We start from the raw sequence: 24383 nt of genomic DNA, 5'->3' as shown, positions 1-24383 counted from the left end.
CTGGCAATATACAACTGTATACACAGTCGTATGCTCGGACGTATAGTGCGCCCCATGAGTGCTGTCTACCGCAATACCGCACCGCCACCGATCCCGTGGCTGAGCGAAGGCTTCTTTGATTTCTGGTCCACCCGGCTGCATCCGCTGTGGACGCTGCGGCGGCCATTAGCCCGGCTGGTGGCACGCCACAAGGCCAGCGCCGACGCCGTCACCCTGGAATTGCAGTCCAATCGCCACTTCCGTGGCCTGCAGGCCGGGCAGCACGTCAATCTGGGCGCGGAACTGGATGGCCGCCTGACCACGCGCAGCTACAGCCCTGTCGTGCTTGAAAATGGTCGTATGGCGATCACGGTCAAGCGTATTGCCGGTGGCAAGCTCAGTCATTACCTGTCTGAACAGGCAGTCATCGGTGAGGTGTTTGCGCTGGGGCAGGCCTTTGGCGAGATGCTGCTGCCAGCCACGCCGCCGCCGAAGCTGCTGATGCTGGCTGCAGGCAGCGGTATCACCCCGATGCGCGCCTTGCTGCGGCAGTTGGATGCACAAGGCATGCCGGGCTCCGTGGACCTGATCTATTGGGTACGTCAGCGCGAGCAGTTGTGCTTCATCGATGAGTTCAATGCCATCGCTGCCCGCCACCCGTCGTTCCGTCTGCATCTGGCGGTGACCGGTGAGGGCGCCGCGCGCGTGGGCAGTCATGATCTCGACTGCCTTGGGGATCTGCACGCAGCGCATGTGCTGGCCTGCGGCCCGGGCGGTTTTGCCAATGCCGCCCGCGCACGTCTGCAGGACCAGGTGGCGCATTTCGACAGCGAGGCGTTCAGCGTGCCGCAGCTGGCCGAGGTGGAGCAAGGCAGTGTGCAGATCCAGCTGCTGAAGACCGGTCGCACGCTCACCGTGGCGCGCGGGCTTGCCTTGCTGCCTGCGCTGGAAGCGGCCGGCATCAAGCCAGCCAGTGGCTGCCGAATGGGCATCTGCAACACCTGCGTCTGCGGCAAGGCCTCGGGCATCACCCGCCACACCGTGACTGGTGATTACACCAGCGAACCTTCCGTGCCGCTCAAACTGTGCGTCAGCAGCGCCAGTACCGATCTGACCCTGGAGCTGTAAGTCATGTCTTCCGTGCACAACCGCGTGCTGTCAGCTGTAGAACTGCAGACCTTCGGTGATGAACTCGACGCCGTAAAAGCCCGCCATCAGGCCTTGCTGGGTGCCAGTGATGCCCGCTACATCCGCCGGATCGTCGCAGCGGTGCGTTGGACCGGTGTCGCCGGACGCGCCCTGTTGTTCCTGGGCGCATTCGTGCACAGCGTGCTGGTGCCGGCATGGATTGCCGGCGTGCTGCTGCTCGCGCTGTCCAAGATCCTGGAAAACATGGAGCTGGCACATAACGTCATCCACGGCCAGTACGACTGGATGGGCGACCCGCAGCTGCAGGGCAAGACCTACGAATGGGATATCGCCGGCACTTCGGAGAACTGGCGCAAGACGCATAACTTCCGCCACCATACCTATACCAACGTGCGCGGGCTGGACGATGACATCGGCTACGGTCTGTTGAGGATCTTCCCGGAGCAGCGCTGGCATCCGTTCTTCCTGGCCCAGCCGTTCGTGGCGGTGGTATTCGCGCTGCTGTTCGAGTGGGGTATCGCGATACAGGACCTGCGCATCGGTCGCGTGCTGGTCGGCAAGATGACCCTCAAGCAGCTGTGGAACCAGGCCCGCCCGGTTGGTCGCAAGGCGATGCTGCAGGTCCTGAAGGACTACGTGCTGTTCCCCGCATTGGCCGGCCCGTTCTTCCTGCCGGTGTTGTTGGGCAATGTGGCGGCCAACGTCATCCGCAACGTCTGGACCTATGTGGTGATCTTCTGTGGTCACTTCACCGCCGATGCCGAAACCTTCCCCAAGGAGTGCATCCGCAACGAAGGCCGTGGCCATTGGTACCTGCGCCAGCTGCGCGGCTCGTCCAACCTGACCGGCGGCAAGTGGATGGACGTGATGACCGGCAACCTCAGCCATCAGATCGAGCACCATTTCTACCCGGACATCCCCGCCAACCGCTACGCGGCGATGGCGGTGGAGGTGAAGGACATCTGCGCGCGCTATGGCCAGCACTACAACACCGGTTCGCTGCCGCGCCAGTTCGGCCAGGTGATGTGGCGCATCCTGCGCCATGCCTTCCCGAGCAAGCCGGCACCGGAACGGCCGTTGGTTGCTGAGCCGCGCGCCGAAGTTGGCTGAGTTGCTTGCACCCCCGGCAGGCACGCGCCATGGGCCGGGAGAAGGCATGGTTGTCTGGTGTGAGCGCCGATCAGTCTCCTCGTCCGCTCACGGCCTTGGCAGGTGTTCGGGAGGTGCGGACTGTCGGCTGGTCGCGCAAGCCAAACAGTGGCCGCAGTAGCCCGCTGCGGCGGATCAGTTCATAGGCGCCAAGGCATAAAGCGAACGTCACTGCGATCAGGATGGCTGCCTCGATGCCAGGGCTCAGCTGCAGCGGCTTGAGCTTGTGTGCCAGCACGACAATCACTGTCTGGTGCAGGATGTAGAGCGGGAACACCGCCAGGGTGAGATAGCGCAGGATCGGGCTGTCGGCCTCGCGCCAACGGTAGGCAAAGCCCAGCAAGGCGGCGATCACGCACCATTGGTCGACCGCCCAGGCAACCCGGAGCGCAAGGCGAAGCGCCAGCGGCGGCGGTTGCGCGTCGTTGTAGCCGGCGAAGTACCAGGTGTGGATCAGCGCTGCATAGCAGACGCCTGCCAAGGTCAGTGACAGCCAGCGCAGCCGCTGCAGCGACTCCCAGAAGCGGCTGCTGAATGCGGCGAGATAACCGATCAGGAACACGCTGCCGTACTGGGCATGGTTGTACCAGTCATCGGTCAGCGCATGGGTCTGCTCGAAGCGGTTGACCAGCAACAGACGCGCGATGGCCAGGACCGCCACCGGGACAATCAACGCGCCCCAGCCGGTTATGGCCAGACCGGTCCATTGGCGCAGGCGCTGCAATGCGGAGCTGGGCAACAGCCGCCACAACAGCCAGGCCAGGACGGTGTAGCTCCACAGATAGGGCAGGAACCAGAGGTGGTTCCAGGTCGGGACGCGCAGGCAGCCGTCGCTGTCACAGAAACCCTGGTAACCGCTGAGATACTTGCCGTAGAACGCCCAGTAGGACTCGCTGTATCCGCCGGGGAGTTGCTCGACCACCTGGTAGTAGGCCTGTGGTGGCACGATCACCGCCATCCCGAACAGCAACGGCAGCAGCAACTGCCATGAGCGGCGGCGCAGCAGGCCGGCAGGCTGGCGCGCGAACATGAAGGCGGTAGCCACGCCCGAGATCAGGAACAGCAGTGACATCCGCCATGGCGAGGTCAGCAGCATGAACGGCTCCGGCGCAATGCCCGCGGCCGGGCTTTTGACGTGCCAGTCCCAGCTCACGTAGTACATGCCAACGTGATAGATGACCAACAGGCCAAAGGCGATTACCCGCAGCCAATCCAGGTCGTGGCGTCTGTGCATTGCGTGTCCAGCGTATGGAGAAGGGCGTCATTGCAACCCGGGACGCGCTCCCGTGGTGCCGGAAGGGCCGATCTGCGGGGGCCTGGGGACGAGTGGCGGCGATCCGGGGACGGGCAGGGCCGGCTGCGGCGGCCTCGCCGTCTAGAATGCGCAGATGAATCGAGCTGCGTCATCGACCCTGTTGAATCGCTCCATCCCCTGGCGGCAAAGCATGGAGCTGCTGTTCTGGTTGCTGCTGGTGTTGATCAACTGCAGCGGCAATGCGATCACCACCTGGATGGACGCCAACCGGTCCGGTGCGCCTTCCATGGAATGGTGGGAACCCTGGGTCTGGGAATTCTCCAGTGGACTGGTCTGGCTGCTGTTGCTGGTACCAGCGATCGTCTGGTTCAGCAGGCGCTGGCCACTGCATCTGGACAACTGGCGACGCCGCCTGCCCTGGTACCTGCTGGCCAGCGTACCGATCTCCCTGCTGCACGTGCTGGCCATGTTCGGGCTGAGGATGCTCGCCTATGCACTGGTGGGGGAGCGCTACCAGGTCGGCTCCTGGCTGGACGAGCTGCTATACGAGTACCTCAAGGATGTGCGTACTTACGCCGCCATCCTGTTCTGCATCGATGGCTATCGCTTTCTGCTTCGCCGTCTGCAAGGCGAGGCACAGCTGCTGGCCGAGCCTGATGAAGGGCCTCCGGTGGAGCCCATCGATCATCCGGAGCGTCTGCTCGTCCGCAAGCTGGGCCGCGACTTCCTGATCGCAACGGCCGATATCGAATGGGCGCAGGCCGCCGGCAACTACGTCAACCTGCACCTGCGCGGGCACGACTATCCGCTGCGGATCACCATGGCGGCACTGGAGCAGAAACTGGATGCGGCTTGTTTCGTGCGCGTCCATCGCAGTTGGTTGATCAATCTGGGTCATCTGGTGTCGATCGAACCGCTGGAAGGTGGCGAGGCCCTGCTGCATATGGCTGACGGCAAGCAAGTCGCCTGTAGTCGGCGTTATCTGGCGGCGCTGAAGTCAACGTTGGGCCGAAGCAAGGAAGAGCCTGCCCCGGAGTAAGTCGATGCACGGGCACGGCAGCGTGCAGTGGAAACCGGGCACAATGCAGACAACAGACCCAAATCGAGCAAGCAGGATGCAGAAGTTGGTTGTTACAGGAGTATTCGCCGCAGTGGCCTCATTTGCCACGTGGGTGACCCACGCGCAGGAACAGCGACCTTTGCTGGATGCGATGCAGGCGATGATGGAAGGCAACATCGCTCTGGATGCGACGTTCGGGCGTGCAGACTCGGCGATCGACGGACCGGATTTCGACCAGGCGGGCAATGAATGGAGGATGGTGGTCGCGCGTGGCGAATCGATCGCCTTGCGTCGTTACCTGATCACCGTCAACGAATCCTCGGGTGAAGTCTGCGTGCGCGAGTTGCCTGCCACCCATTGCGTCGCCAAAGGTGACGCAGGGGTTGCCCTGCAGGCCGCACGTGACAAACGGCAGGGACTGGCTGAGGCTGCGCTGTATCCGCCGCCCGACCTGCAAGGTGTGATGAAGGCGGTCTTGCGTCACGAACTAACATCCGGGGGCTATCTCGCAAGCAATCGCATGCCGGTGTATGTGAGCATTGCATCGCCCAAGGGCGACAGTGCGGTCGACCTGTCGCCGGAATCAATCCGCGATCTTGGGGAGATCGGAGTCCAGCTCATGCCCGGCTCGGCATGGCAGCAGCCACCCGAGGGTACGCGCGTGGGGAAAACAATGAGCATGGGCTTGGGTATCCCCACACGACGTGCCGATGGGGATTACGACCTCCAGTTCGGGTTCCATTGTGGCTCCGTATGTGGATCCCAATACGAGGCGGTGCTGCGGCACGACGCATCAGGGTGGCGGGTGCTTTCCTCGGAGATGGGTTTGATCTTCTGACAGAGGAAGGGCGGTCCAGGCTTGAATCTCCGCGGAGGCCGCGATGAACCAGAAAAAGCCAAGGGCCGCCTGCAAACCGAGGTGGGCATTGGACAGCCCGCGAGCATCAACACTTTCTGACACTTCGCCTGGGTCGCAAGCTTGGATAACGTGATCATTTGCCAGCTGAATCCAGTGTCCATAATATCCAGCCGTCCCACGCGGATTGGCGATCATGCGGCTCGTTTCAGTGTTTCTTGCATTGGTCGGTGCTACGGCAGCCCTCGTTCTCGGCTGGCATGTGCTCGGCTACCCGTATTCGTTGGACGAAGCCAGATTTCTGCACAAAGCATCCAGCCAGATCGCTGCCGGAGCCAAAGAGCTGGATCTGGCTGAGTTGATGCCTGGGGATTGGGAGCTTGTCTGTGAGAGCCACGGCTACGATGGCCCCAAGTACCTGGAGCGTTACAACAAGGTTTTTGAGCCAGCTTCTCGACGTCAGGATGAGGCCTGGGGGCTGATATTCATCTCGGCCGATGGCTCTTATCGATCCGCGGCTGGCTCGTGTAGTGTGCGGGGCATGCGGTTTGGCTCCAGAGGCTGCCTGGAAAGAACCAAGGCGATATTCGTTCGCGAGCTGGAGAATGGCGGTTGCAAGAGTTTCATGGGAAAGGTACCCGTCGGAAAGCGCTGACGACTCACCCAAGTTGAAGCCGAAACTGGAGACGTGGGCACACAGGCACGAGAACGACCGGTCCATCGGCAGGACGGCATGCGAACCGAGGCGGACACTCGCATGCCTGCTGTGCGGTCTTGTGATCGGATCACCGGCAGCGGCAACGCATCCCTTGTTGGCCCGACCCTGCAGTCCTAAAGTTGAATATTGTCCAGAAGGCGCGTAATTGTCGGCTTTGCTACAGGGTGAGGCAGGTAGATGAGATATCAAGGTGCTCGGGCAAAAGTCGACTTGGCATCCTTGGATGCAAAGCGCATTCACATGGTAGTTCGGCGGCTGTTTCGCCGCCGGAACGATTACAGCCAAGCTTCTCTCGACGAGTTACCTTCCGAACTTGGTGCGTTTGGGATTTTGACGGTCAAAGACCTGCGACTTCTCATGAAGAAGCACAGACGGTCCCTGTTGGAGGATGAGAACACCAGGTTGAGTCGCAGCGAGGCTCTGTGGCTGAGCCATGAAATCGATTCTGCAGGTCTCGACGCTTTCGCAGGGAAATCGTGGTATGCCTTTCCCGGGCTCGTTCGGCAAGCCATGGAGCTGGAATTTGGCGAGGCTGCTGCTGTCTATCTGATGGAGCGGTAGTTACTTCAGTGCTGCAATGGGAAATCCCCCTAAGGACTGAGGTCACTTCTTTCGCAGATGGAAAAATTATCAGATTGAAATCCGTGCGGAGGGCGATCAGTACATTGTTGGCTTCATGCCCTTGCGGTATTCCGCGGGGCATCAAACGGCGGGGGAGTTGAGTACCTGGTGCAAAAGTGCTCACACCGCATCGAGGACGCACGCTTTTATATGTAGCGGCGGGAGTGAAACGTCGAGAAGTTTGTGGATGGCGCAGGTTCCGCTCTTGGTCTTATATTGCCTTCCGTTGCGTTGATCAGTGTCGGCTCGTTGATCGCTTTGGGCTTTTACAGTTGGCCAATTTCGGCAGTGCTTGCTCCCGCAAGGCGGCGTTCCGGATGCGGCCGAGGCTTGCCTCCCAAGCTGCCGAAACACGGCACAATGCTCCGGGCAGGGGAAGGCTTGAGTTGTGCTGCCTGATGGCGGACATGCCCATCAAGCGCGGAATGATCGATCCGCCAACCCCGTTGTGGCTGTTGGTGCGTTTGATCTCCCAACCCTTGGACGGAGTGCTGCGATGAGCCTGGTTATCTGGCGGCGTTGTTGGATGGTTTTCCTGGTGCTGGGCGGGGTAGTGACGCCGGTCGCCGCGCAGCAGGGCAGGGAGGTGACCCAGCCGCCGGTACTGATTGCGATCTCCAAGGACGAGCAGCCAATCCAGCTGCAACGGGCGATCATCGACGGCGAAGTGCAGGCCGGTGTCGCCCAGACCCGGATTGAGCTGGTGTTCCACAACCCCAATCGGCGGGTGATGGAGGGTGAGCTGCAGTTCCCCTTGGCCGATGGCCAGCAGATCAGTGGCTTCGCCCTGGATATCGATGGGCAGCTGCGTGACGCAGTGCCAGTGCCGAAGGAACGTGGGCGTCAGGTGTTCGAGGCGATCACCCGCCAAGGCCAGGACCCGGCGCTGCTCGAGCAGACCGCCGGCAACCAGTTCCGTCTTCGCGTGTATCCCTTGCCTGCTGGCGGCAGCCGTCGGGTGCAGTTGACCATCCGGGAGGCGATGCCCATGTCCAGCGCGGGCTGGCAGTGGCGTTTGCCATTGCAGTTTGCCGCCGGTGCCGGCGAGGTCAGTCTGCGCTTGCGCGCGAGCGGCGCGGACAAGCTTGGGCAGGCGCCGTTCCGGCTGATGGCCGGCGCGCTGGATTGGCAGGGCAGCGGTCGCCAGTTGCCGGCGCAGCTGCAATGGCAGCTGCCAGCCAAGCCGCAGGCGGCGCTGCGGGCGGCGCGCCACGACGGACAACAGTATCTGCTTGCCCAGCTGCCGGTGGCAGCGCTGGCTGCGCGCCGCATTCCGTCAAAGGTCGGCCTGCTATGGGATGCATCGGGATCGGCGGGGACACGCAACCGGGTGCGCGAGTTCGCGCTGCTCGATCGCTATTTCGCAGCGATGGGCGAGGGCAGTGTCGTGTTGACGGTGCTGCGCGAAACGCCTGAAGCGGAGCGGCGTTTCAGCATCCGCAACGGTGACTGGAGCGCGTTGCGGCGCGTGCTGGAGCAGACGCCCAACGATGGTGCCAGCGCGCTGGCATCCTGGAAGCCGGATGCAGCGCTCGGCGAATACCTGCTGCTCAGTGATGGCCTGTCCAACTGGGGGGCATCGGTTTCGCCAGTGTTGGCGGCAGACCAGCGCTTGTTCGCAATCAGCAGTGCAGCCGCCGGCGCCGACACGGCGCGCCTGCGTGGTTGGAGCGAGGCGAATGGTGGCAGCCTGGTGCAGCTCGAAATCGACGATGTCGGTGCGGCGGCGAGGCGCTTGCTGGCTGAGCCGACGGCGGTGGAAGTGGCGCCCGCGCCAGGTCTGCATGATGTGGTGATCGACCGCCGCAGCCTGGAGCAAGGCTGGCTGTGGCTGTATGCACGTGCCGATGCGGTGCAGAGCAAGGTGCAGGTGCGGATCAATGGCGGCCAGTGGCAGACACTGAGCGTTGCGCCTGACAACGCTGATGCCGGTCTGATGGCAGGGTTGTGGGCGCAGGCGCGCCTGCAGCAACTGGCTGCTGATCCGCGCGGAAATCGCGAGGCGATGCAGTTGCTGTCGCAGCAGTTCGGCATGGTCAGCGAAGGCAGCTCGCTGCTGGTGCTGGACACGATCGAGGACTACCTGCGTTATGCGATCCGGCCGCCGGCTGCGTTGCGTGCTGAATATGACCGCCGATTTGCCCGTCAGCTTGCTGACCGCGAGGCTGCGCGTAAAGCCCATCTCGATGATGTGGCCGAGCAATGGAAACAGCGTCAGGCGTGGTGGGACAAGCGTTGGCCGAAAGATGCACCGCCGAAGGTGGCGCAGGCTACGCAGTCGGAGAGGCTTCCTTTGCACGATGCGCCGGCACCGGCAATGGCGTCGCCCTTGCCGGCGCCGCCACCGCCACCTCCGCCCGCCTCGCCCGCTCCACCCGTGTACGTCGAGGCCGAATCATCGTCATTGGACAGGGTAGTGGTTACCGGCAGCGCTGCTGCTCCGCGCCAGTACCCTGCCGTCGATATGCCGGTCAATTCCGGCGAGGTCCAGATCAAGCTCGGCGCCTGGGAACCGGACTCGCCGGTCGCGCAGCGCCTGCGCAAGGCACCTGCCGCCGAGTTGTATGCGTGGTACCTGGATGAGCGCGAGGCCAATGCCAGCAGCAGTGCGTTCTTTCTGGATGTGGCCGATCTGCTGCTTGCTGCTGGGCAGCGTGAGCTTGCGCTGCGGGTATTGTCCAACCTGGCTGAGATGGAGCTGGATAACAGGCATCTGCTGCGCGTATTGGGCTATCGCTTGATGCAGGCCGATGCCCCCGCGCTTGCGGTGCCGGTGTTCGAGCAGGTGCTGGTGATGGCTGAGGATGAGCCGCAGAGCTTCCGCGATCTGGGTCTGGCGCTGGAGGCGGCAGGGCGTCCGCAGCAGGCGGTTGATCCGCTGTACCAGGTGGTGCAGCGGCCATGGGATGGCCGCTTCGATGGCGTCGCGTTGATCGCGCTGGATGAGCTGACGAATCTGCTTGCACGTGGTGGCCAGTCGCTGGAAGCAAGCCAGGTGGACACGCGCCTGCGCAAGGCGATGCCACTGGACCTGCGCGTGGTGCTGGCCTGGGACGCGGATAACAGCGACATGGATCTATGGGTGACCGACCCCAACGGCGAACGTGCGTACTACGGCAATCGTTTGACCTATCAAGGTGGGCAGATGTCGCAGGACTTCACCGGCGGTTATGGTCCAGAACAGTTCTCGCTGCGTGATGCCAAGCCGGGCATCTATAAGGTGGAGGCAAACTATTTTGGCAGTCGCCAGCAGTTGGTGACTGGTGCGGCTACTTTGATGCTGCGCTTGAGTACCCATTGGGGTACGCCGAAGCAGAAGGATCAGGCGGTGACCATGCGCCTGCAGGGCGCCACCGATACCGTGTTGGTGGGTGAGTTTGAAGTGCGTTGAGTCAGTTGCTGCGCCAATCTGCGCTTTGTTTGTGGGAGCGGCGTAAGCCGCGAAGCAAACAATGCGTCAGTATGAAGGATTGGCAGCGTCAGCTTCGCGGCTTACGCCGCTCCCACAAAAAAGAAAAGGCCGATGCCAGAATGCTGGCATCGGCCTTTCGGTGCCGCTTGCTTACTTGCGACGTGCCAGCAGGCGGTAGCTGCCGGTGGCGTTCGGATCGAAGCTGTGCGCGAACACGATGTAGCGGCCGGCTTCCAGGTCGATTTCCAGGTTCGGATCGAGGCTGGATTCGCTGTCATCCTGCTGGGCGACTTCTTCGCCGTTGCGCATCAGCGTGATCATGCCATCCAGGCTGGACGAGCCTGCGGTCATGCTGATCACGTACTTGCCCTTGCGCGGGATCTCCAGCGTGTACATGTCACGATTGCCAGCACGCAGCTGGCCCTGTACTTCGCGACCGATCTTCAGCTCGGGGCGAATCGGGCCATCGGGCGCGGCTGCAGTGGCGGTAGCCAGCTGGAACACGCCGCCACGGCTGTTCACCGAGCGCACCGAGACGTTGTACTCGCCAGCATCCAGCACCTGGCTGATGCGCGAATTGACACCGCCGCCGCCATCGTCATCACTCAGGGTGATGTCGCCGCCCTGGATGGTCAGCATGGTGTCCAGCTCCTTGCCACTGGCATCGAGCTGCACACGACGCCGTTCCGGCAGGTTCAGCACGAAACTGCGGGTGTCGTCGGCACCGATGAAGCCGCTGACGGTGCCTTCGAGCGGCAGGTTGGTGCCGTCGTTGAAGACCAGGCCTTCGGGGAAATCCGACTGCTCGACGCCAAGGTAGAACGCTCCGGAAGCTTCGCCCAGGCCACCTGCGGTCAGCGTGTAGCGGCCCGGTTGCAGGGGAGCGACCAGGCGCGAGTTGAGGTTGCTGCCACCGTCATCGTCTTCCAGGTTGAGGCCGTTGCCGCTCAGTTCGAGACGGGCATCGAACTCGCTGGATTCGAGGTTGATGGTGTACAGGCCGGGCTTGTCGACCTGCAGGACGAAGGTCTTGTCGCCGTTGCTCAGCCAATCGGTGACCCGGCGGCCAGCGGTCAGCGGCTTGCCGTCATAGGCGACGATGGGTTCGGCCGACAGCTGGAACGGGCCGAAGGCGCGGGCATCGGCGCCGCTGACGGCGACCAGGTACTGGCCGGCCTTGTCGGCGCGCATGCTCAGCGTGGCATTGCCTTCATCACTGCCATCGGTGCGGGATACCAGTACGTCGCGGTTGAACACGGCCAGCGAGCCTTTGAGCGCGCCGTTGAGCTTCAGCGATACCGCCTGGCCGGCGCCCATCTGCAGCGAGAACAGCTGGCTGCGGGTGCCGTCGCTGTAATTGATCTGGCTGGAAGAGGTGATTTCGCCGGATACATCGCCGTCAACGGCGAGTGGGCGGGCCGGGCCGGCGGCATGCGCGGGGGCGTGCACGGCGGCGGCAATGGCAAGGGACAGCAGTCCGGCTGCAAGTCGCTTCACTTTAACTCCTTGATATTGGAAGCAGGGGTAAAAAGCCGCCACGCTGCTTGCGGGGGCAGGCAGCGTGGCGTTGGCCCACTACGCCAGTTGGCGGAATGGGCGGTGTGGCTTAGTTGATTACCGCAGCGGCCGCATCGGCAGCGGCGCTGGCAGCCTCTTCGGCAGCATCCTTGCGGTTGCTGTTCGGTGCGGCGACATCGCCACCCAGGTCGGTGGTTTCCAGCTCGAACACGCCCTGCTGGCTGCCCAGGCTGGTGACCGCAACGATGTAACGGCCGGCGCGCAGGTTCAGGGTCAGCTGGGCGTTGGTGCCGTTGCCGCCGTCGTCGTTCTCTTCGTCGACGCCCGGGCCGGTGATGTGCAGCACCGAATCGAAGCCATCGGCGATCGCGTCGAACTGGATGTGCTTGGGTGCGTCCAGATTCAGCACGAAGGTGCGGCGGCCACGCGAATCCATCATCGATTGAGCGGTCTGGCCCACGGTCAGCGCAGTGCCGTCACGGGTAACCAGGCCATTCTCGGTCGGGGTCAGCTTGACGTTGAGCTTGAACGAGCCGGTGTTGCCGTTCACCGAGGAGGCAGCGACGGTGTACTCGCCGGGCTCCAGGTAGGTGCGGATGCGGGCGTTGAGGTTGCCGCCGTTGTCATCGTCTTCCAGCTCGACGTTGCGGCCGTTCAGGCGCAGGTAGGAGTCAAATGCGCTGGACTCCAGGGTGATGGCATACAGCCCTGCCTTGTCGACCTTGAGCTTGTATTCCTGCTTGTCACCCATCAGCCAGTCGGTGATCTCGCTTTCGGCGCCCAGCGGCTTGCCGTCATACGGCACGACCTTGGCGCTCTTGAGCTTGAACGGGCCAAACGCGTCGGCGCTGGCGCTGTTGACTGCGACCAGGTAAGTGCCGTCCTTGGGGGCGCGGAAGGCCAGGTTGACCGAGCTGGAGGAGTCGCCTTCGCTCGTGCCCGAGGAAGAGGCATTGGCGATCATGTTCTGGCCGTCGAACACAGCCAGCTGGCCGCTGAGCGAGCCACCCAGTTCCAGAGAGACGGCTTCGCCGTTCTTCATGGTGATCTTGTAGCCCTGGTGACGGCTGCCGTCGTTGTAGTTCAGGGTGCTGGACGAGGTGATTTCACCAGACACCGTTTCCCCGACGGTCAGGTTCGAGGCCTTGTCGCCGCCGGTGGGGGCAAGGCCGCCCAGCTTCTGGCAGGCAGCAAGTGCCAGGGTCAAGGTGATGGCTGCAAACAGGCGAGCGTGTCTGGCGTTCAAGCTTAGGTCCTTCATGGTCAGAAATGTCTCCTTTTCCCGTCTTCGCGGGTCAGGGGGCGATTCTAACGTTAAGTTGTGTCTATTCAGCGAGAACGTCTTCACGCCCCAAAGCCCCAATTCAGGAGGCAGCTGGATGCTAGAATTGACAGCTTGTCTGCCTCACTAGACCGACCATGATCGAACTCAATCCCATCCGCCAGCGAATCACCGATCTCACCGATCGCGTGCTATCGCTCAGGGGGTATCTTTGACTACGACGTCAAGAAAGAACGCCTCGAAGAAGTAACCCGCGAACTCGAAAACCCGGATATCTGGAACAACCCCGAGTACGCCCAGACGCTGGGCCGTGAACGCTCGATGCTGGACAAGACCGTCACCGGCATCGCCGATGTACTGGACGGCCTGTCCGAGGCCACCGAACTGCTTGAGCTGGCCGAAAGCGAGCAGGACGAGGACACGGCGCTGGCCGTGGTGGCCGACCTGGACAAGTTCCAGGCGCACATCGAGAAGCTCGAATTCCAGCGCATGTTCTCCGGCGAGATGGACAGCTGCAACGCTTTCGTCGACATCCAGGCCGGTGCCGGTGGCACCGAAGCCCAGGACTGGGCGGAAATGATGCTGCGCATGTACCTGCGCTGGTGCGAATCGCGTGGCTGGAAGACCGAGCTGATGGAAGTGTCCGGTGGCGACGTCGCCGGTATCAAGTCGGCCACCTTCCGCGTCGAAGGCGAGTTCGCCTATGGCTGGCTGAAGACCGAGATCGGCGTGCACCGCCTGGTGCGCAAGTCGCCGTTCGACTCGGACAACCGCCGCCACACCAGCTTCACCTCGGTGTTCGTGTCGCCCGAAGTCGATGACAACATCGAGATCGACATCAACCCGGCCGACCTGCGCACCGACGTGTACCGCTCTTCCGGTGCCGGCGGCCAGCACGTCAACAAGACCGAGTCGGCGGTGCGTATCACCCACATCCCGACCAATACCGTGGTTGCCTGCCAGACCGGCCGCAGCCAGCACCAGAACCGCGATACCGCGATGAAGATGCTGGCCGCCAAGCTGTACGAACTGGAAGTGCAGAAGCGCAACACCGAGCGTGATGCGCTGGAAGCGACCAAGTCGGACATCGGCTGGGGCAGCCAGATCCGCAACTACGTGCTCGACCAGAGCCGTATCAAGGACCTGCGCACCGGCGTTGAACGCACCGATACGCAGAAGGTGCTGGATGGCGACCTGGATGAATTCATCGAGGCCAGCCTCAAGTCGGGCCTGGAAGCCGGCGCCAAACGCAGCGACGCGTGATCCGGAATGGCCCTGCGCGGGCCATTCCCTTGTTGTACGGTGCGGTTTCACCAGGCGGTGGCCGCACCTTGGTTAACTCCCCTAAATAGAAATCAAAGCCATGACCGAACAGACCCCTGAAACGCAGCAGCTCCCCGTCGACGAGAACAGCCTCATCGCCGAGCGCCGCGCGAAACTCACGGCGCTGCGCGGGCAGGGCATCGCCTACCCGAACGACTTCCGCCGCGAAGACTTCGCCGGCACGCTGCAGGCCGAGTACGCCGATGCCGAGGCCTGGACCAGCGAAGCGCTGGAAGCCACCGGCCGCACGGTGAAGATGGCTGGCCGCTTGATGGCCAAGCGCATCATGGGCAAGGCCAGCTTCGCCCAGATCCAGGACGAGAGCGGCCGTATCCAGCTGTTCCTGCAGGCCACCGCGCTGGGCGACATCTATGCTGCGTTCAAGGGCTGGGATGTGGGTGACATCATCGCCGTCGAGGGCGGCCTGACCCGTACCAAGACCGGCGAGCTGTCGGTCAAGGCGACCAGCATCCGCCTGTTGACCAAGTCGCTGCGCCCGCTGCCGGACAAGTGGCATGGCCTGGCCGACGTCGAGCAGCGCTACCGCCAGCGTTACGTCGACCTGATCGTCACCCCGGAATCGCGAGACGTCTTCATCAAGCGCTCCAAAATCATCCGCGCGATGCGCGCATGGCTGGACAACCGCGACTTCCTCGAAGTCGAGACGCCGATGATGCATTACATCCCCGGTGGCGCCACGGCCAAGCCGTTCACCACCCACCACAATGCGCTGGACCTGGACCTCTATCTGCGCGTTGCGCCGGAGCTGTACCTGAAGCGTCTGGTGGTTGGTGGCCTTGAGCGCGTCTACGAAATCAACCGCAACTTCCGCAACGAAGGCGTCAGCACCCGCCACAACCCGGAATTCACCATGATGGAGCTGTACGAGGCTTACGCCACGTACAACGAAGTGATGGACCTGACCGAAGGCGTGATCCGTGACGTCGCACAGAACGTGCTCGGCACCACCGTCGTTGAATGGGATGGCGCGCAGATCGACCTGGCCCCGGCGTTCCGCCGCTGGCGCATGGACGAAGCCGTGCGGCACCACAACCCGGAGATCTCGGCCGCCGACTGCACTGATCGTGATGCGCTGCTGCGTCATTGCGAACGCCTGAAGATCCGCGTCAAGCCGAGCTACGGTTGGGGCAAGCTGCTGCTGGAGATCTTCGAGGCCACGGTCGAGCACACCTTGATCCAGCCGACCTTCATTACCGACCACCCGGTCGAGGTCTCGCCGCTGGCCCGCGCCAGCGACAACGACGCTGGTTACACCGACCGCTTCGAACTGTTCGTCAACGGCAAGGAGCTGGCCAATGGCTTCTCCGAGTTGAACGATCCGGAAGACCAGGCTGCACGTTTCCAGGCGCAGGTCGAAGCCAAGGACGGTGGTGACGACGAAGCCATGCATTACGACGCCGACTACATCCGTGCGCTGGAATACGGCATGGCACCGACCGGGGGCTTGGGTATCGGCATCGATCGACTGGTGATGATGCTGACCGGCCGTGCCTCGATCCGCGACGTGCTGCTGTTCCCGTACATGCGCCCGGAAGCCTGATCCAGGGCGACCCGGCTGCAGCCGCAAGAACAAAGGCCTTCCCCTGACCGGGAAGGCCTTTTTTTTGCAATGTAGTGCCGAGCCATGCTCGGCAGAGGCTTTACCAGCGAAAAGCTGCCCTCACCCCAACCCCTCTCCCGTGAACGGGAGAGGGGCTAAGCCGCGGCCAATCGGCCTCCTGCGCGCGTGAGACGGGTTTGTAGTGCCGAGCCATGCTCGGCAGGGGCCTTCCCGATAACACTTCAGCCCAGCACAGCCCGCACCCCCAGATTGATCAGTATCCCACCGGCCAACAACCAGACGAACAGCAGCAGAGCCAACAGCATCGGCTTGGCACCGGCCTGACGCAGTGCCGAAGCATGCGTGGTCAGGCCCAGCGCAGCCATCGCCATCGCCAGCAGCACGGTGTCCAGGTCAACCAGCACCTTGACCAACTCAGCCGGCAGCAACTGCAGCGAGTTGAAACCAACCATCGCGATGAAGCCAAACGCGAACCACGGAATGGTGATCTTCGAACGCTCGCCATTGGCGTTGCTCTGGCCGCGGGCCAGCAAGGCAGACAGGCCAACCAGGAACGGCGCCAACATCATCACCCGCACCATCTTGGTGATGACGGCAGCATCGGCGGCGGGCTCACTGACCGCACGGCCGGCAGCCACCACCTGCGCAACTTCGTGCACGGTAGAGCCGGTAAACACGCCGAACGCGGTTTCATCCAGCGGCATCCAGCCCGCCGACACGCCCCACTGGTACAGCAGCGGGTACAGGAACATCGCGATCGTGCCGAACACCACCACCGTGGCCACGGCGACGGCCACCTGTTCGGCGCGGCCCTTGATCACCGGTTCTGCCGCCATCACCGCTGCAGCGCCACAGATCGAACTGCCGGCGCCGATCAGCAGGGCCGAATTGCGGTCCATGCCCAACAGCTTGGTGCCCAGCCACCAAGCCAGACCGAAGGTCGAGCACAACACCAGCGCATCGATTGCCACACCAGCAATGCCAACCTGGCCGATGTCCTGCAGGGTCAGTCGCAGGCCATAAAGAATGATGCCGGCGCGCAGCAAGGTGGCCTTGGAGAAACCAACGCCAGCGTCGGCGCGCGTTGCCAGGCTGCGATAAACCGTGTTGCCCAGCACGATGCCGATGACGATGGCCAGGGTCAGCGCGCTGATGCCGTGGTTCTGCATCCATGGCAAGGTGCCCAGCCAGATCGACAGGCCGGCAACGGCGGCCGTCAGCAGCAGGCCGGGGAGGCGGGAGAGGGGTATCGAGGTCAGCCCTTGGGTCGAGGTGTTCATAACGTAGGGTTATTAGAAGATGGCCCATGCTGCACCTACGGTTATTACCTGTAAAACGGATAATATTGGTTGAATCAACCGATTTTCGAGATAGGTTATGCATCTATCCCTGCGCCAGCTGCAGATCTTCTCCGGCATTGCCGAGGCCGGCACCACGACGGCAGCAGGCGAGTTGCTGGGCTTGTCGCAATCGGCGGTCAGTGCTGCGCTGGTCGAACTGGAGAACCTGCTCGGGTTGGCCTTGTTTGACCGGATTGGGCGCAGATTGGTACTGAACGGCCATGGCCGGGCATTGCTGCCACAGGCGCGGGCCCTGCTCGCGGGGATGACCGATATCGAGCGGCGGTTCCGGGCCGACAGCCAGACCGGCGCCGCCGTGCGTTGGCAGGTCGGCGCCAGCACCACCATCGGCAACTACCTGATGCCGGCACGTATTGCCGACCTGCAGGCCTCCAATCCGCACGCCCATGTGGAACTGGTGATCGGCAATACCCGCGAGGTCACCACCGCCGTGCAGCGGCTGGAAGTGGATGTCGGCCTGATCGAAGGGCCAAGCCACGAACCGGGTCTGGAAGTGGCGCACTGGCAGCAGGACGAACTAGTGGTGGTGTTTGGCGAACGACACCCGCTTGCCGCGCAGTTCAGGAACGGAGCCGACCTGGCGACGCTGCGGCATGCGCGCTGGCTGCTGCGCGAGCCCGGTTCCGGCACTCGTGAGGCCGCCGAGCAGGCTTTGTTGCCGCATTTGCATGGGTTTGCCGAGGTGCTGCAACTGGGCGGCACCGAGGCGATCAAGCAGGGTGCGGTGGCCGGGCTGGGCCTGGCCTGCCTGTCGCGGCATGCGGTGGCGGACCTGGTGACGCTGGGCAAGCTGCAGGTGCTGGCCACGCCCTTGCCGCCATTGCAGCGTCAGTTGTGGGTGGTGCGCCATCCCGGCAAGCGGATTCCGTCCAGCCTGCGCCAATTGCTGGGCCTGCCGGGGGACGTGTTTAGCGACGATTGAGCGCGGTCGGCTGCCGGAGCCCGTACAATACGCCCATGCCTTTGATTACCTTGCAGAACGTCGACTACAGCGTCGGCGGCCCGTTGTTGCTGGAAAAAGCCGAACTGTCGATCGAGACTGGCGAGCGTATCGCCCTGATCGGCCGCAACGGCGCCGGCAAATCCACTCTCATGAAGCTGATGGCTGGCGAGCTCAAGCCCGATGACGGCGAGGTGCGCGTACAGCAGGGCGTGCGCGTCACCCGGCTCGAGCAGGAAGTGCCGCATGGCGCCGCCGGCAGCGTGTTCGACGTGGTCGCCGATGGTCTTGGCGAGCTCGGCCATTGGCTGGCCGAGTTCCACCGCCTGAGCCACGCCGAGGTCTTCGATGGCGAGGCCATGGGCAATGTGCAGGCCAAGATCGACGCCGCCGATGGCTGGGGCCTGGACCAGCGCGTCGAGGAAACCCTGACCAAGCTCGACCTGGATGGCGATGCCGAGTTCGGCCGTCTGTCCGGCGGCATGAAGCGCCGCGTGCTGCTGGCGCGTGCGCTGGTCGCTGGCCCGGACGTACTGCTGCTCGACGAGCCGACCAACCACCTGGACATCGAAGCCATCGATTGGCTGGAAACCTTCCTCAAGGGCTGGAACGGCTGCGTGGTGTTTGTCACCCATGACCGCCGCTTCCTGCGTGCCCTGGCCACCCGCATCGTCGAGATCGATCGCGGCCAGGTGACCAGCTGGCCGGGCGACTGGGACAACTACGAGCGCCGCCGCGAAGAGCGCCTCAACGCGCAGGCGCAGGAAAACGCCCGCTTCGACAAGCTGCTGGCGCAGGAAGAAGTCTGGATCCGCCAAGGCATCAAGGCCCGCCGTACCCGCGACGAAGGCCGCGTGCGCCGGCTCAAGGCGATGCGCAACGAGCGCAGCCAGCGCCGTGAGCTCGGTGGCAACGTCAAGCTGGAAGCGGCCGGTGCCGAGAACTCCGGCAAGAAGGTCATCGACATCAAGAACATCTCCTTCTCGTTCGGCGAGCGGGTGATGGTCAAGGATTTCGAAACCACCATCCTGCGCGGTGACCGCATAGGCCTGATCGGCCCCAACGGCAGCGGCAAGACCACCTTGCTGAAGCTGCTGCTGGGCGAACTGCAGCCGGACAGCGGCGAAGTGCGGCAGGGCACCAACCTGCAGATCGCCTATTTCGACCAGTACCGCGCCACCCTGCGCGAGGACTGGAGCGCGATCGAGAACGTGGCCGAAGGCGCGGACTTCATCGATCTCAACGGCAAGCGCAAGCATGTGCATGCCTACCTGCAGGACTTCCTGTTCACCCCGGAACGCGCACGCGCGCCGATCACCCGCCTGTCCGGTGGCGAGCGCAACCGCCTGCTGCTGGCCAAGTTGTTCGCACAGCCGTCCAACCTGCTGGTGATGGACGAACCGACCAACGACCTGGATGTGGAAACACTGGAACTGCTGGAAGAGCTGCTGGCGGATTACACCGGCACCTTGCTGCTGGTCAGCCATGATCGTGACTTCCTCGACAACGTGGTGACCTCCACGCTGGTGCTGGAAGGCGAGGGCAAGGTGGGCGATTACATTGGCGGCTACAGCGACTCGCTGCGCCAGCGCCCGGCACCGACCCAGACCGCAATGGCGGTGGCCAAGGCTTCGGCGACGGCAGCACCCGCTGTTGCGCCTGCGGCTCCGGTTGCTGATGCCGCACCCAAGCGCAAGCTGAGCTTCAAGGATGCGCGCGAGCTGGAACAGTTGCCGGCCAAGATCGAAAAGCTGGAGCTGGATGTGGAAGGCCTGACCTCGGCGATGAACGATCCCTCGTTCTATACCCGATCCAGCGCTGAAGTCGCTGCGCACACGCAGCAGCTGACCAAGGTGCAGGCCGAACTGGATGCCGCCTACGCACGTTGGCAGGAACTGGACGCCTGATCCGGCGCTGACGGTCTACGCCTTGCTTCACCTGCCGTCCTCACCGAGGGCGGCAGGATGGTGCCCTCGGATGCTGCGAGGTAATGATGAAACGGCCGTTCGACGTTGCACGTATCGACCATGTGGTGTTCCGGGTCCGCGACCTGGAGCGCAGCATTACGTTCTATTCAACCGTGCTCGGCTGCGAGGTGGTGCGCCGACGCGACCATCTTGGCCTGGTGCATCTGCGTGCCGGTGCATCGATGATCGACTTGATCAGTCTGGATGGCAGCTTGGGTGCGCGCGGTGGCGTGGGTCCGGGTCCCGAGGCCCGCAATGTTGATCATCTGTGCCTGCGGGTCGAGCCTTTCGATGAGGCAGGCCTGGTTGCGTATCTGTCCCTGCACGGTGCAACGCCGTTGGCGGCAGCCGAGGTGAACTTCGGTGCTGAAGGTGATGGCCTGTCGCTGTATTTCAGAGATACGGATGGCAACACCATCGAGTTGAAGGGGCCGGTTTCGGCGGCAGTCGGCTAGTGCACTGCGCCCTCCCTTGCACCGAAGGTGCAGGGGAGGGTTGGGGAGGGGTGTTCTTCGCTTTGCCCCAGCCGTCGCGCATTTGGCGTAGATCAAAAGCACCCCTCCCAACCCTCCCCTTCGCTGCGCGAAAGGGAGGGCTTAGTTGCTCGGCACTACGCCCCCTCCCTTGTGCCGAGGGTCCAGGGGAGGAGGCTCTTCGCCATGAACCCAGCACTTGCTGCGCAACCACGCTACGCGCATGCTCGTGCCATTCAACAAGAGCAGCAGCCATGCACCGTAGACGCACTACGCTTCTGCTACTCGCAACAGCCTTCGCCTTGCCCACGCAGGCTGAAGTCAAAGACGCCACACCCAGTGGCTTCACCGTCGAAAACAGTGTCCAGGTCGCTGCTACGCCCGAGCGCGTCTGGCAGGCGATGACCGCCGATATCGATCACTGGTGGCCGAAAGATCACAGCTGGTGGGGCAAGGCAGCAAAACTGTCCATCGATGCCCGCGCCGGTGGCTGTTTCTGTGAAGTTGCCGGCGCACAGCAGGCGCAGCACCTGCAGGTAGTGTTCGTCGATCCGCAGAAAACCCTGCGGATGACCGGCGGGCTGGGGCCAATGCAGGGCATGGGCTTGCATGGCGTCGCCGAATGGACGTTGCAGGCAGAAGGTACGTCTACCCGGGTGACGTGGCGCTACCGGGCTGGTGGCTATAGCCCAGACGACCTCAGCGCCTTGGCACCGGTGGTGGACAAGGTCCAGGCACAGCAATTGGACGGCCTGGCGCGCTGGCTGCAGGCCGCCCGCTGAAGATCACTCTTCCTCGTCCTCGCCGCCTGCCTCTTCGCCACCATCGGGCAGTTCCAAAAAGGCCCAGAACGCCACGTTGTGCTCGGCCCAGCTGGCCGAGGCTTCGGACAGCACATCCAGCAAGGTATCGAAGTCCGCCGGGCTGCCCTGGCGCAGGTCGTTGGCATCGCTGAACAGCAATGCATAGCCGTTGGCCGGCAGCCAGGACAGGTCACGCAGGCCATCGGACAGGGCATCCCAGTTGCGGCTCCAGCCTGCGGGGAAGTCGAGTTGCGTGCCGAGTCGCATCAGCAAGGTGCGCTTGTCGGCGCAGCCTTCCAGGTCGATGCGGCACACACGCAGCCCTGCATCGCGTGCAACCGCCGCCAAACCACCAAGGTCGCCATCGCCGACACCGTACACGCCGGCCTGACTGACGTCCTCCAGGCCCATATCGAAACCGCTGTCACTCATGGCGTACTCCTGGCGGGGACTTCAAAGCTGCGGAAGCTCTCGTAGTGGTCGTCGGTGTAGTACCAGGCATCCGGCGGGTCACCGCCGGTGACGATGCGCCTGGCGCCACGATGGCTCAGACCGGGTGTATCCACGGTGTATTCGCGGTAATAGCCACGCGGGCGCTGCGGCAGCTGGCGCTCGCGGTTGCCGAAGGTGCTGCCGTCCTGGCGATGCGGGTACGGTCCGCCGCGCTGGATCAAGTCGATGGTCGCGCGCGCTTCTGCCGGAAGGAAAGCCGGGAGCGGATCTTTGCTGCGCTCGTCGCTACGTCCGTCTTGGCTGGTCTCGGCCGCTACAGGCAAATCCTGCGACAGCGAGGGCGCGAACTGCGGTGGTGCAGGTTGCTGCAGCACGCGCATGCCCCACAGTCCGCCGATCAGCAGGACAATGGCGACGACCAGGAGTAAGGGCTTGCGCATGGGCAGTAGGAAAATTCCGGGACAGGTGACGATTATCACGCCATGACAGCGGGTTTGTTGAACAGATGGTTCAGTAGGTTGGCTTCACGCAACGGTAACAACGATCGCGCAGATCGCCCCTGCGGTGTCCATCGCCCAAGCGCGGGACAAAGTTTCCTCTACAACACCCTTGGTAAGTTGCTGCATCGTCCCTACCATTGATAGCGCACCGTCTGGTTTTTCGACCAGACACAGAAACCGGCTATCCAAAGGAGATCCCTCATGGCTTACACCCTGCCCAAGCTGCCTTACGCCTACGACGCCCTGGAGCCGCATATCGATGCGGCCACGATGGAGATCCACCACAGCAAGCACCACCAGACCTACATCAACAACGTCAATGCTGCGCTGGAAGGCACCGAATACGCCGATCTGCCGGTTGATGAGCTGGTGAAGAAGACCAAGTCGCTGCCGGAAAACCTGCAGGGCCCGGTGCGCAACAACGGTGGCGGCCATGCCAACCATTCGCTGTTCTGGACCGTGATGTCGCCCAATGGCGGCGGCGAGCCGGTCGGTGACGTGGGCAAGGCCATCGAATCGCAGCTGGGCGGTTTCGAGAAGTTCAAGGAAGCCTTCACCAAGGCCGCGCTGACCCGTTTCGGCAGCGGCTGGGCGTGGCTGAGCGTCACCCCGGACAAGAAGGTTGTCGTCGAGTCCTCGGCCAACCAGGACAGCCCGCTGATGGACGGCAACACTCCGATCCTGGCGCTGGACGTGTGGGAACATGCCTATTACCTGAAGTACCAGAACCGTCGCCCGGAATACATTGGCGCGTTCTTCAACGTGGTCGACTGGAACGAGGTCGAGCGTCGTTACCAGGAAGCGATTGCCTGAAAGCGGTGACCTGAGGCGGTCGCCCCATGTCGGGGCGGTCGCCATTACGAATGGCCGGGCATAGCCCGGCCTTCGTCGTTGATGGCGCCGCGAACCCGATGTTGTGGGAGCGGCGTCAGCCGCGAAGCCGGAACTGCTCCGGCTGCGGCCAAACTGGCAACCTGATGACGCTCCAGCTTCGCGGCTGACGCCGCTCCCACAAGCGACCGTCGGCAACTGCCGCGTCAGGGTTGCTCGGCGTCATCGGCGGCGGGGAGGCGGGTGATGCGCAGCGTTGCCATCATGCCCAGTGGCTCGGGTACGGATTGCGCGTCAGTGGCGGGTAGCTGGATCGCCTGCTGGGTGATGTCGGCGAAGCTGCGGACCTGGTACAGCACATCCAGCCCATGCTGCGCATCGCTTGCGAGGCGGGCATCGCCGCGGCGGTTGGACGGGTTCCTGCGTGCGGGTTGATACCCCGGAAGTTGCCGGACAAGCTCCTCGGTGGGCGCGGCGAAGTCACCGATGATCAGCGACGGCAGGCCATCAGCGGTGGCGTCCATCCATGAGCGCAGGTCGGCAGCCTGATGGCCGCGTGCGACCGGACTGTTGTCGCCGGGGCACATGCTGGCGGCGTAGATGTTCAGTTGCGCTTGTTGCAGCTGCAGGCGCTGCATGCCGGCAGCTGTGGGGGCGTCGTCGCCGTGCAGCAGGGTGATGCCGTCCTGCTGTGCCTGCAGGCGGGTCAGTACCGCGTTGCCACGGCGCACCGGCTGGCTGGGGCGGTCGGCGCTGACGAAATCACAGTTGTACTTGAGCCGGCTGCCCAGCCAGCAGGCAGGGTTGGGGGTGTTGGCCAGCTGGCGCACGTCCTGTACCACGATCACGTCCGGCCGCAGGTCCTGGATCAGTGCGGCGATCCGGTCGCGCTGGCCAGTCCAGATCTCACCACCGTCGGGGAGACGCAGGTTGGCTACCTTGATGACCGGCAGCACCGGCTCGGCCATGACGCCAAATGACAGGACCAGCAGTCCAAAACAACCCCAGCGCAGCATTGCAACGCCTCAAGATGAGGGGCTGTCATGCTAATGCTTTCCGCGTGGAAGGGGCGTGCATGCGCTGGCACTGAGGTTTTGCTGGTGCAGGCGGTAGGTGTTTTGCTGGGCTGAACCGGTCTGGCGGGCGGCTTG

The 24383-nt window shown here is 63.4% G+C and carries 21 protein-coding genes; 14 read left to right on the top strand and 7 right to left on the bottom strand.

Annotated elements, in window-relative coordinates; genetic code table 11:
• Positions 1-54: 54 nt before the first annotated feature.
• Complete coding sequence (locus AC13FW_RS12560) at positions 55-1107, top strand: ferredoxin reductase (protein ID WP_482989271.1); 1053 nt, start codon at positions 55-57, stop codon at positions 1105-1107.
• Positions 1108-1110: 3 nt separating this feature from the next.
• Positions 1111-2238 carry a fatty acid desaturase family protein gene (locus tag AC13FW_RS12555; protein ID WP_482989270.1) on the top strand — a complete coding sequence of 376 codons (1128 nt, stop codon included), beginning with the start codon at positions 1111-1113 and terminating at the stop codon, positions 2236-2238.
• 70 nt (positions 2239-2308) lie between these two features.
• Here the strand turns inward: AC13FW_RS12555 and AC13FW_RS12550 are convergent, their stop codons facing one another.
• Positions 2309-3511, bottom strand: a complete 1203-nt coding sequence (locus AC13FW_RS12550; protein WP_482989269.1) for an acyltransferase family protein — start codon at positions 3509-3511, stop codon at positions 2309-2311.
• Positions 3512-3665: 154 nt separating this feature from the next.
• Here AC13FW_RS12550 and AC13FW_RS12545 point away from each other — a divergent pair, with 154 nt between their 5' ends.
• From AC13FW_RS12545 to AC13FW_RS12525, 5 genes are all read left to right on the top strand, one after another.
• Complete coding sequence (locus tag AC13FW_RS12545) at positions 3666-4571, top strand: LytTR family DNA-binding domain-containing protein (protein WP_296252198.1); 906 nt, start codon at positions 3666-3668, stop codon at positions 4569-4571.
• A 76-nt stretch (positions 4572-4647) separates the two neighbouring features.
• Positions 4648-5430: a hypothetical protein gene (locus tag AC13FW_RS12540; protein WP_482989268.1), complete on the top strand. Its 783-nt coding sequence runs from the start codon at positions 4648-4650 to the stop codon at positions 5428-5430.
• A 214-nt stretch (positions 5431-5644) separates the two neighbouring features.
• A complete protein-coding gene (locus tag AC13FW_RS12535; protein WP_482989267.1) occupies positions 5645-6103 on the top strand; it encodes a hypothetical protein in 459 nt (152 codons plus the stop codon).
• Positions 6104-6343: 240 nt separating this feature from the next.
• On the top strand, positions 6344-6727 hold the full coding sequence (locus AC13FW_RS12530; RefSeq protein WP_296252192.1) for a hypothetical protein: 384 nt from the start codon (positions 6344-6346) through the stop codon (positions 6725-6727).
• 556 nt (positions 6728-7283) lie between these two features.
• A complete protein-coding gene (locus AC13FW_RS12525; protein WP_482989266.1) occupies positions 7284-10178 on the top strand; it encodes a VIT domain-containing protein in 2895 nt (964 codons plus the stop codon).
• A gap of 171 nt (positions 10179-10349) precedes the next feature.
• On the opposite strand, the gene AC13FW_RS12520 is transcribed toward AC13FW_RS12525, so the two are convergent.
• Both AC13FW_RS12520 and AC13FW_RS12515 read right to left on the bottom strand, forming a co-directional pair.
• Complete coding sequence (locus tag AC13FW_RS12520) at positions 10350-11696, bottom strand: ABC transporter substrate-binding protein (RefSeq protein ID WP_282266029.1); 1347 nt, start codon at positions 11694-11696, stop codon at positions 10350-10352.
• Between the two features lie 109 nt (positions 11697-11805).
• Complete coding sequence (locus tag AC13FW_RS12515; RefSeq protein WP_482989265.1) at positions 11806-12963, bottom strand: PPC domain-containing protein; 1158 nt, start codon at positions 12961-12963, stop codon at positions 11806-11808.
• Between the two features lie 173 nt (positions 12964-13136).
• Between AC13FW_RS12515 and prfB the strand changes: the two genes are divergently transcribed.
• Together prfB and lysS are read left to right on the top strand one after the other, a co-directional pair.
• Positions 13137-14262, top strand: a protein-coding gene (prfB, locus tag AC13FW_RS12510; RefSeq protein ID WP_296252185.1) for a peptide chain release factor 2 whose coding sequence is annotated in 2 segments (ribosomal slippage) — positions 13137-13211 and positions 13213-14262 — 1125 coding nt in all. Because the reading frame shifts where the segments join, the coding sequence is not laid out codon by codon here.
• A 100-nt stretch (positions 14263-14362) separates the two neighbouring features.
• Positions 14363-15883 (top strand): lysine--tRNA ligase, encoded by a 1521-nt coding sequence (gene lysS, locus AC13FW_RS12505; RefSeq protein ID WP_482989264.1) that lies wholly within the window; start codon positions 14363-14365, stop codon positions 15881-15883.
• Between the two features lie 242 nt (positions 15884-16125).
• On the opposite strand, the gene AC13FW_RS12500 is transcribed toward lysS, so the two are convergent.
• The gene (locus tag AC13FW_RS12500; RefSeq protein WP_482989263.1) at positions 16126-17184 is read right to left on the bottom strand and encodes a YeiH family protein; all 1059 of its coding nucleotides are present in this window, start codon (positions 17182-17184) and stop codon (positions 16126-16128) included.
• 97 nt (positions 17185-17281) lie between these two features.
• Here AC13FW_RS12500 and AC13FW_RS12495 point away from each other — a divergent pair, with 97 nt between their 5' ends.
• From AC13FW_RS12495 to AC13FW_RS12480, 4 genes are all read left to right on the top strand, one after another.
• A complete protein-coding gene (locus tag AC13FW_RS12495) occupies positions 17282-18187 on the top strand; it encodes a LysR family transcriptional regulator (protein ID WP_482989262.1) in 906 nt (301 codons plus the stop codon).
• Between the two features lie 35 nt (positions 18188-18222).
• Positions 18223-20112 carry an ATP-binding cassette domain-containing protein gene (locus AC13FW_RS12490; RefSeq protein WP_482989261.1) on the top strand — a complete coding sequence of 630 codons (1890 nt, stop codon included), beginning with the start codon at positions 18223-18225 and terminating at the stop codon, positions 20110-20112.
• An 86-nt stretch (positions 20113-20198) separates the two neighbouring features.
• Positions 20199-20627, top strand: a complete 429-nt coding sequence (locus AC13FW_RS12485; RefSeq protein ID WP_482989260.1) for a VOC family protein — start codon at positions 20199-20201, stop codon at positions 20625-20627.
• A 272-nt stretch (positions 20628-20899) separates the two neighbouring features.
• Positions 20900-21427, top strand: a complete 528-nt coding sequence (locus AC13FW_RS12480; protein ID WP_482989259.1) for an SRPBCC family protein — start codon at positions 20900-20902, stop codon at positions 21425-21427.
• 3 nt (positions 21428-21430) lie between these two features.
• Here the strand turns inward: AC13FW_RS12480 and AC13FW_RS12475 are convergent, their stop codons facing one another.
• Together AC13FW_RS12475 and AC13FW_RS12470 are read right to left on the bottom strand one after the other, a co-directional pair.
• Positions 21431-21880, bottom strand: coding sequence for a barstar family protein (locus AC13FW_RS12475; protein WP_482989258.1), 450 nt, complete (start codon positions 21878-21880; stop codon positions 21431-21433).
• Complete coding sequence (locus AC13FW_RS12470) at positions 21877-22341, bottom strand: guanyl-specific ribonuclease (RefSeq protein ID WP_482989257.1); 465 nt, start codon at positions 22339-22341, stop codon at positions 21877-21879. The genes AC13FW_RS12475 and AC13FW_RS12470 overlap by 4 nt, the downstream gene beginning before the upstream one ends.
• 261 nt (positions 22342-22602) lie before the next feature.
• On the opposite strand from AC13FW_RS12470, the gene AC13FW_RS12465 reads away from it, so the two are divergent.
• Positions 22603-23214 (top strand): superoxide dismutase, encoded by a 612-nt coding sequence (locus tag AC13FW_RS12465; protein WP_303746572.1) that lies wholly within the window; start codon positions 22603-22605, stop codon positions 23212-23214.
• Positions 23215-23438: 224 nt separating this feature from the next.
• Here AC13FW_RS12465 and AC13FW_RS12460 read toward each other — a convergent pair whose 3' ends face one another.
• Complete coding sequence (locus tag AC13FW_RS12460) at positions 23439-24248, bottom strand: endonuclease/exonuclease/phosphatase family protein (RefSeq protein WP_482989256.1); 810 nt, start codon at positions 24246-24248, stop codon at positions 23439-23441.
• Positions 24249-24383 lie beyond the last annotated feature (135 nt).

The organism is Stenotrophomonas sp. 21LCFQ19, from assembly GCF_056861425.1.
This window is presented reverse-complemented; position numbering and strand designations above follow the sequence as displayed.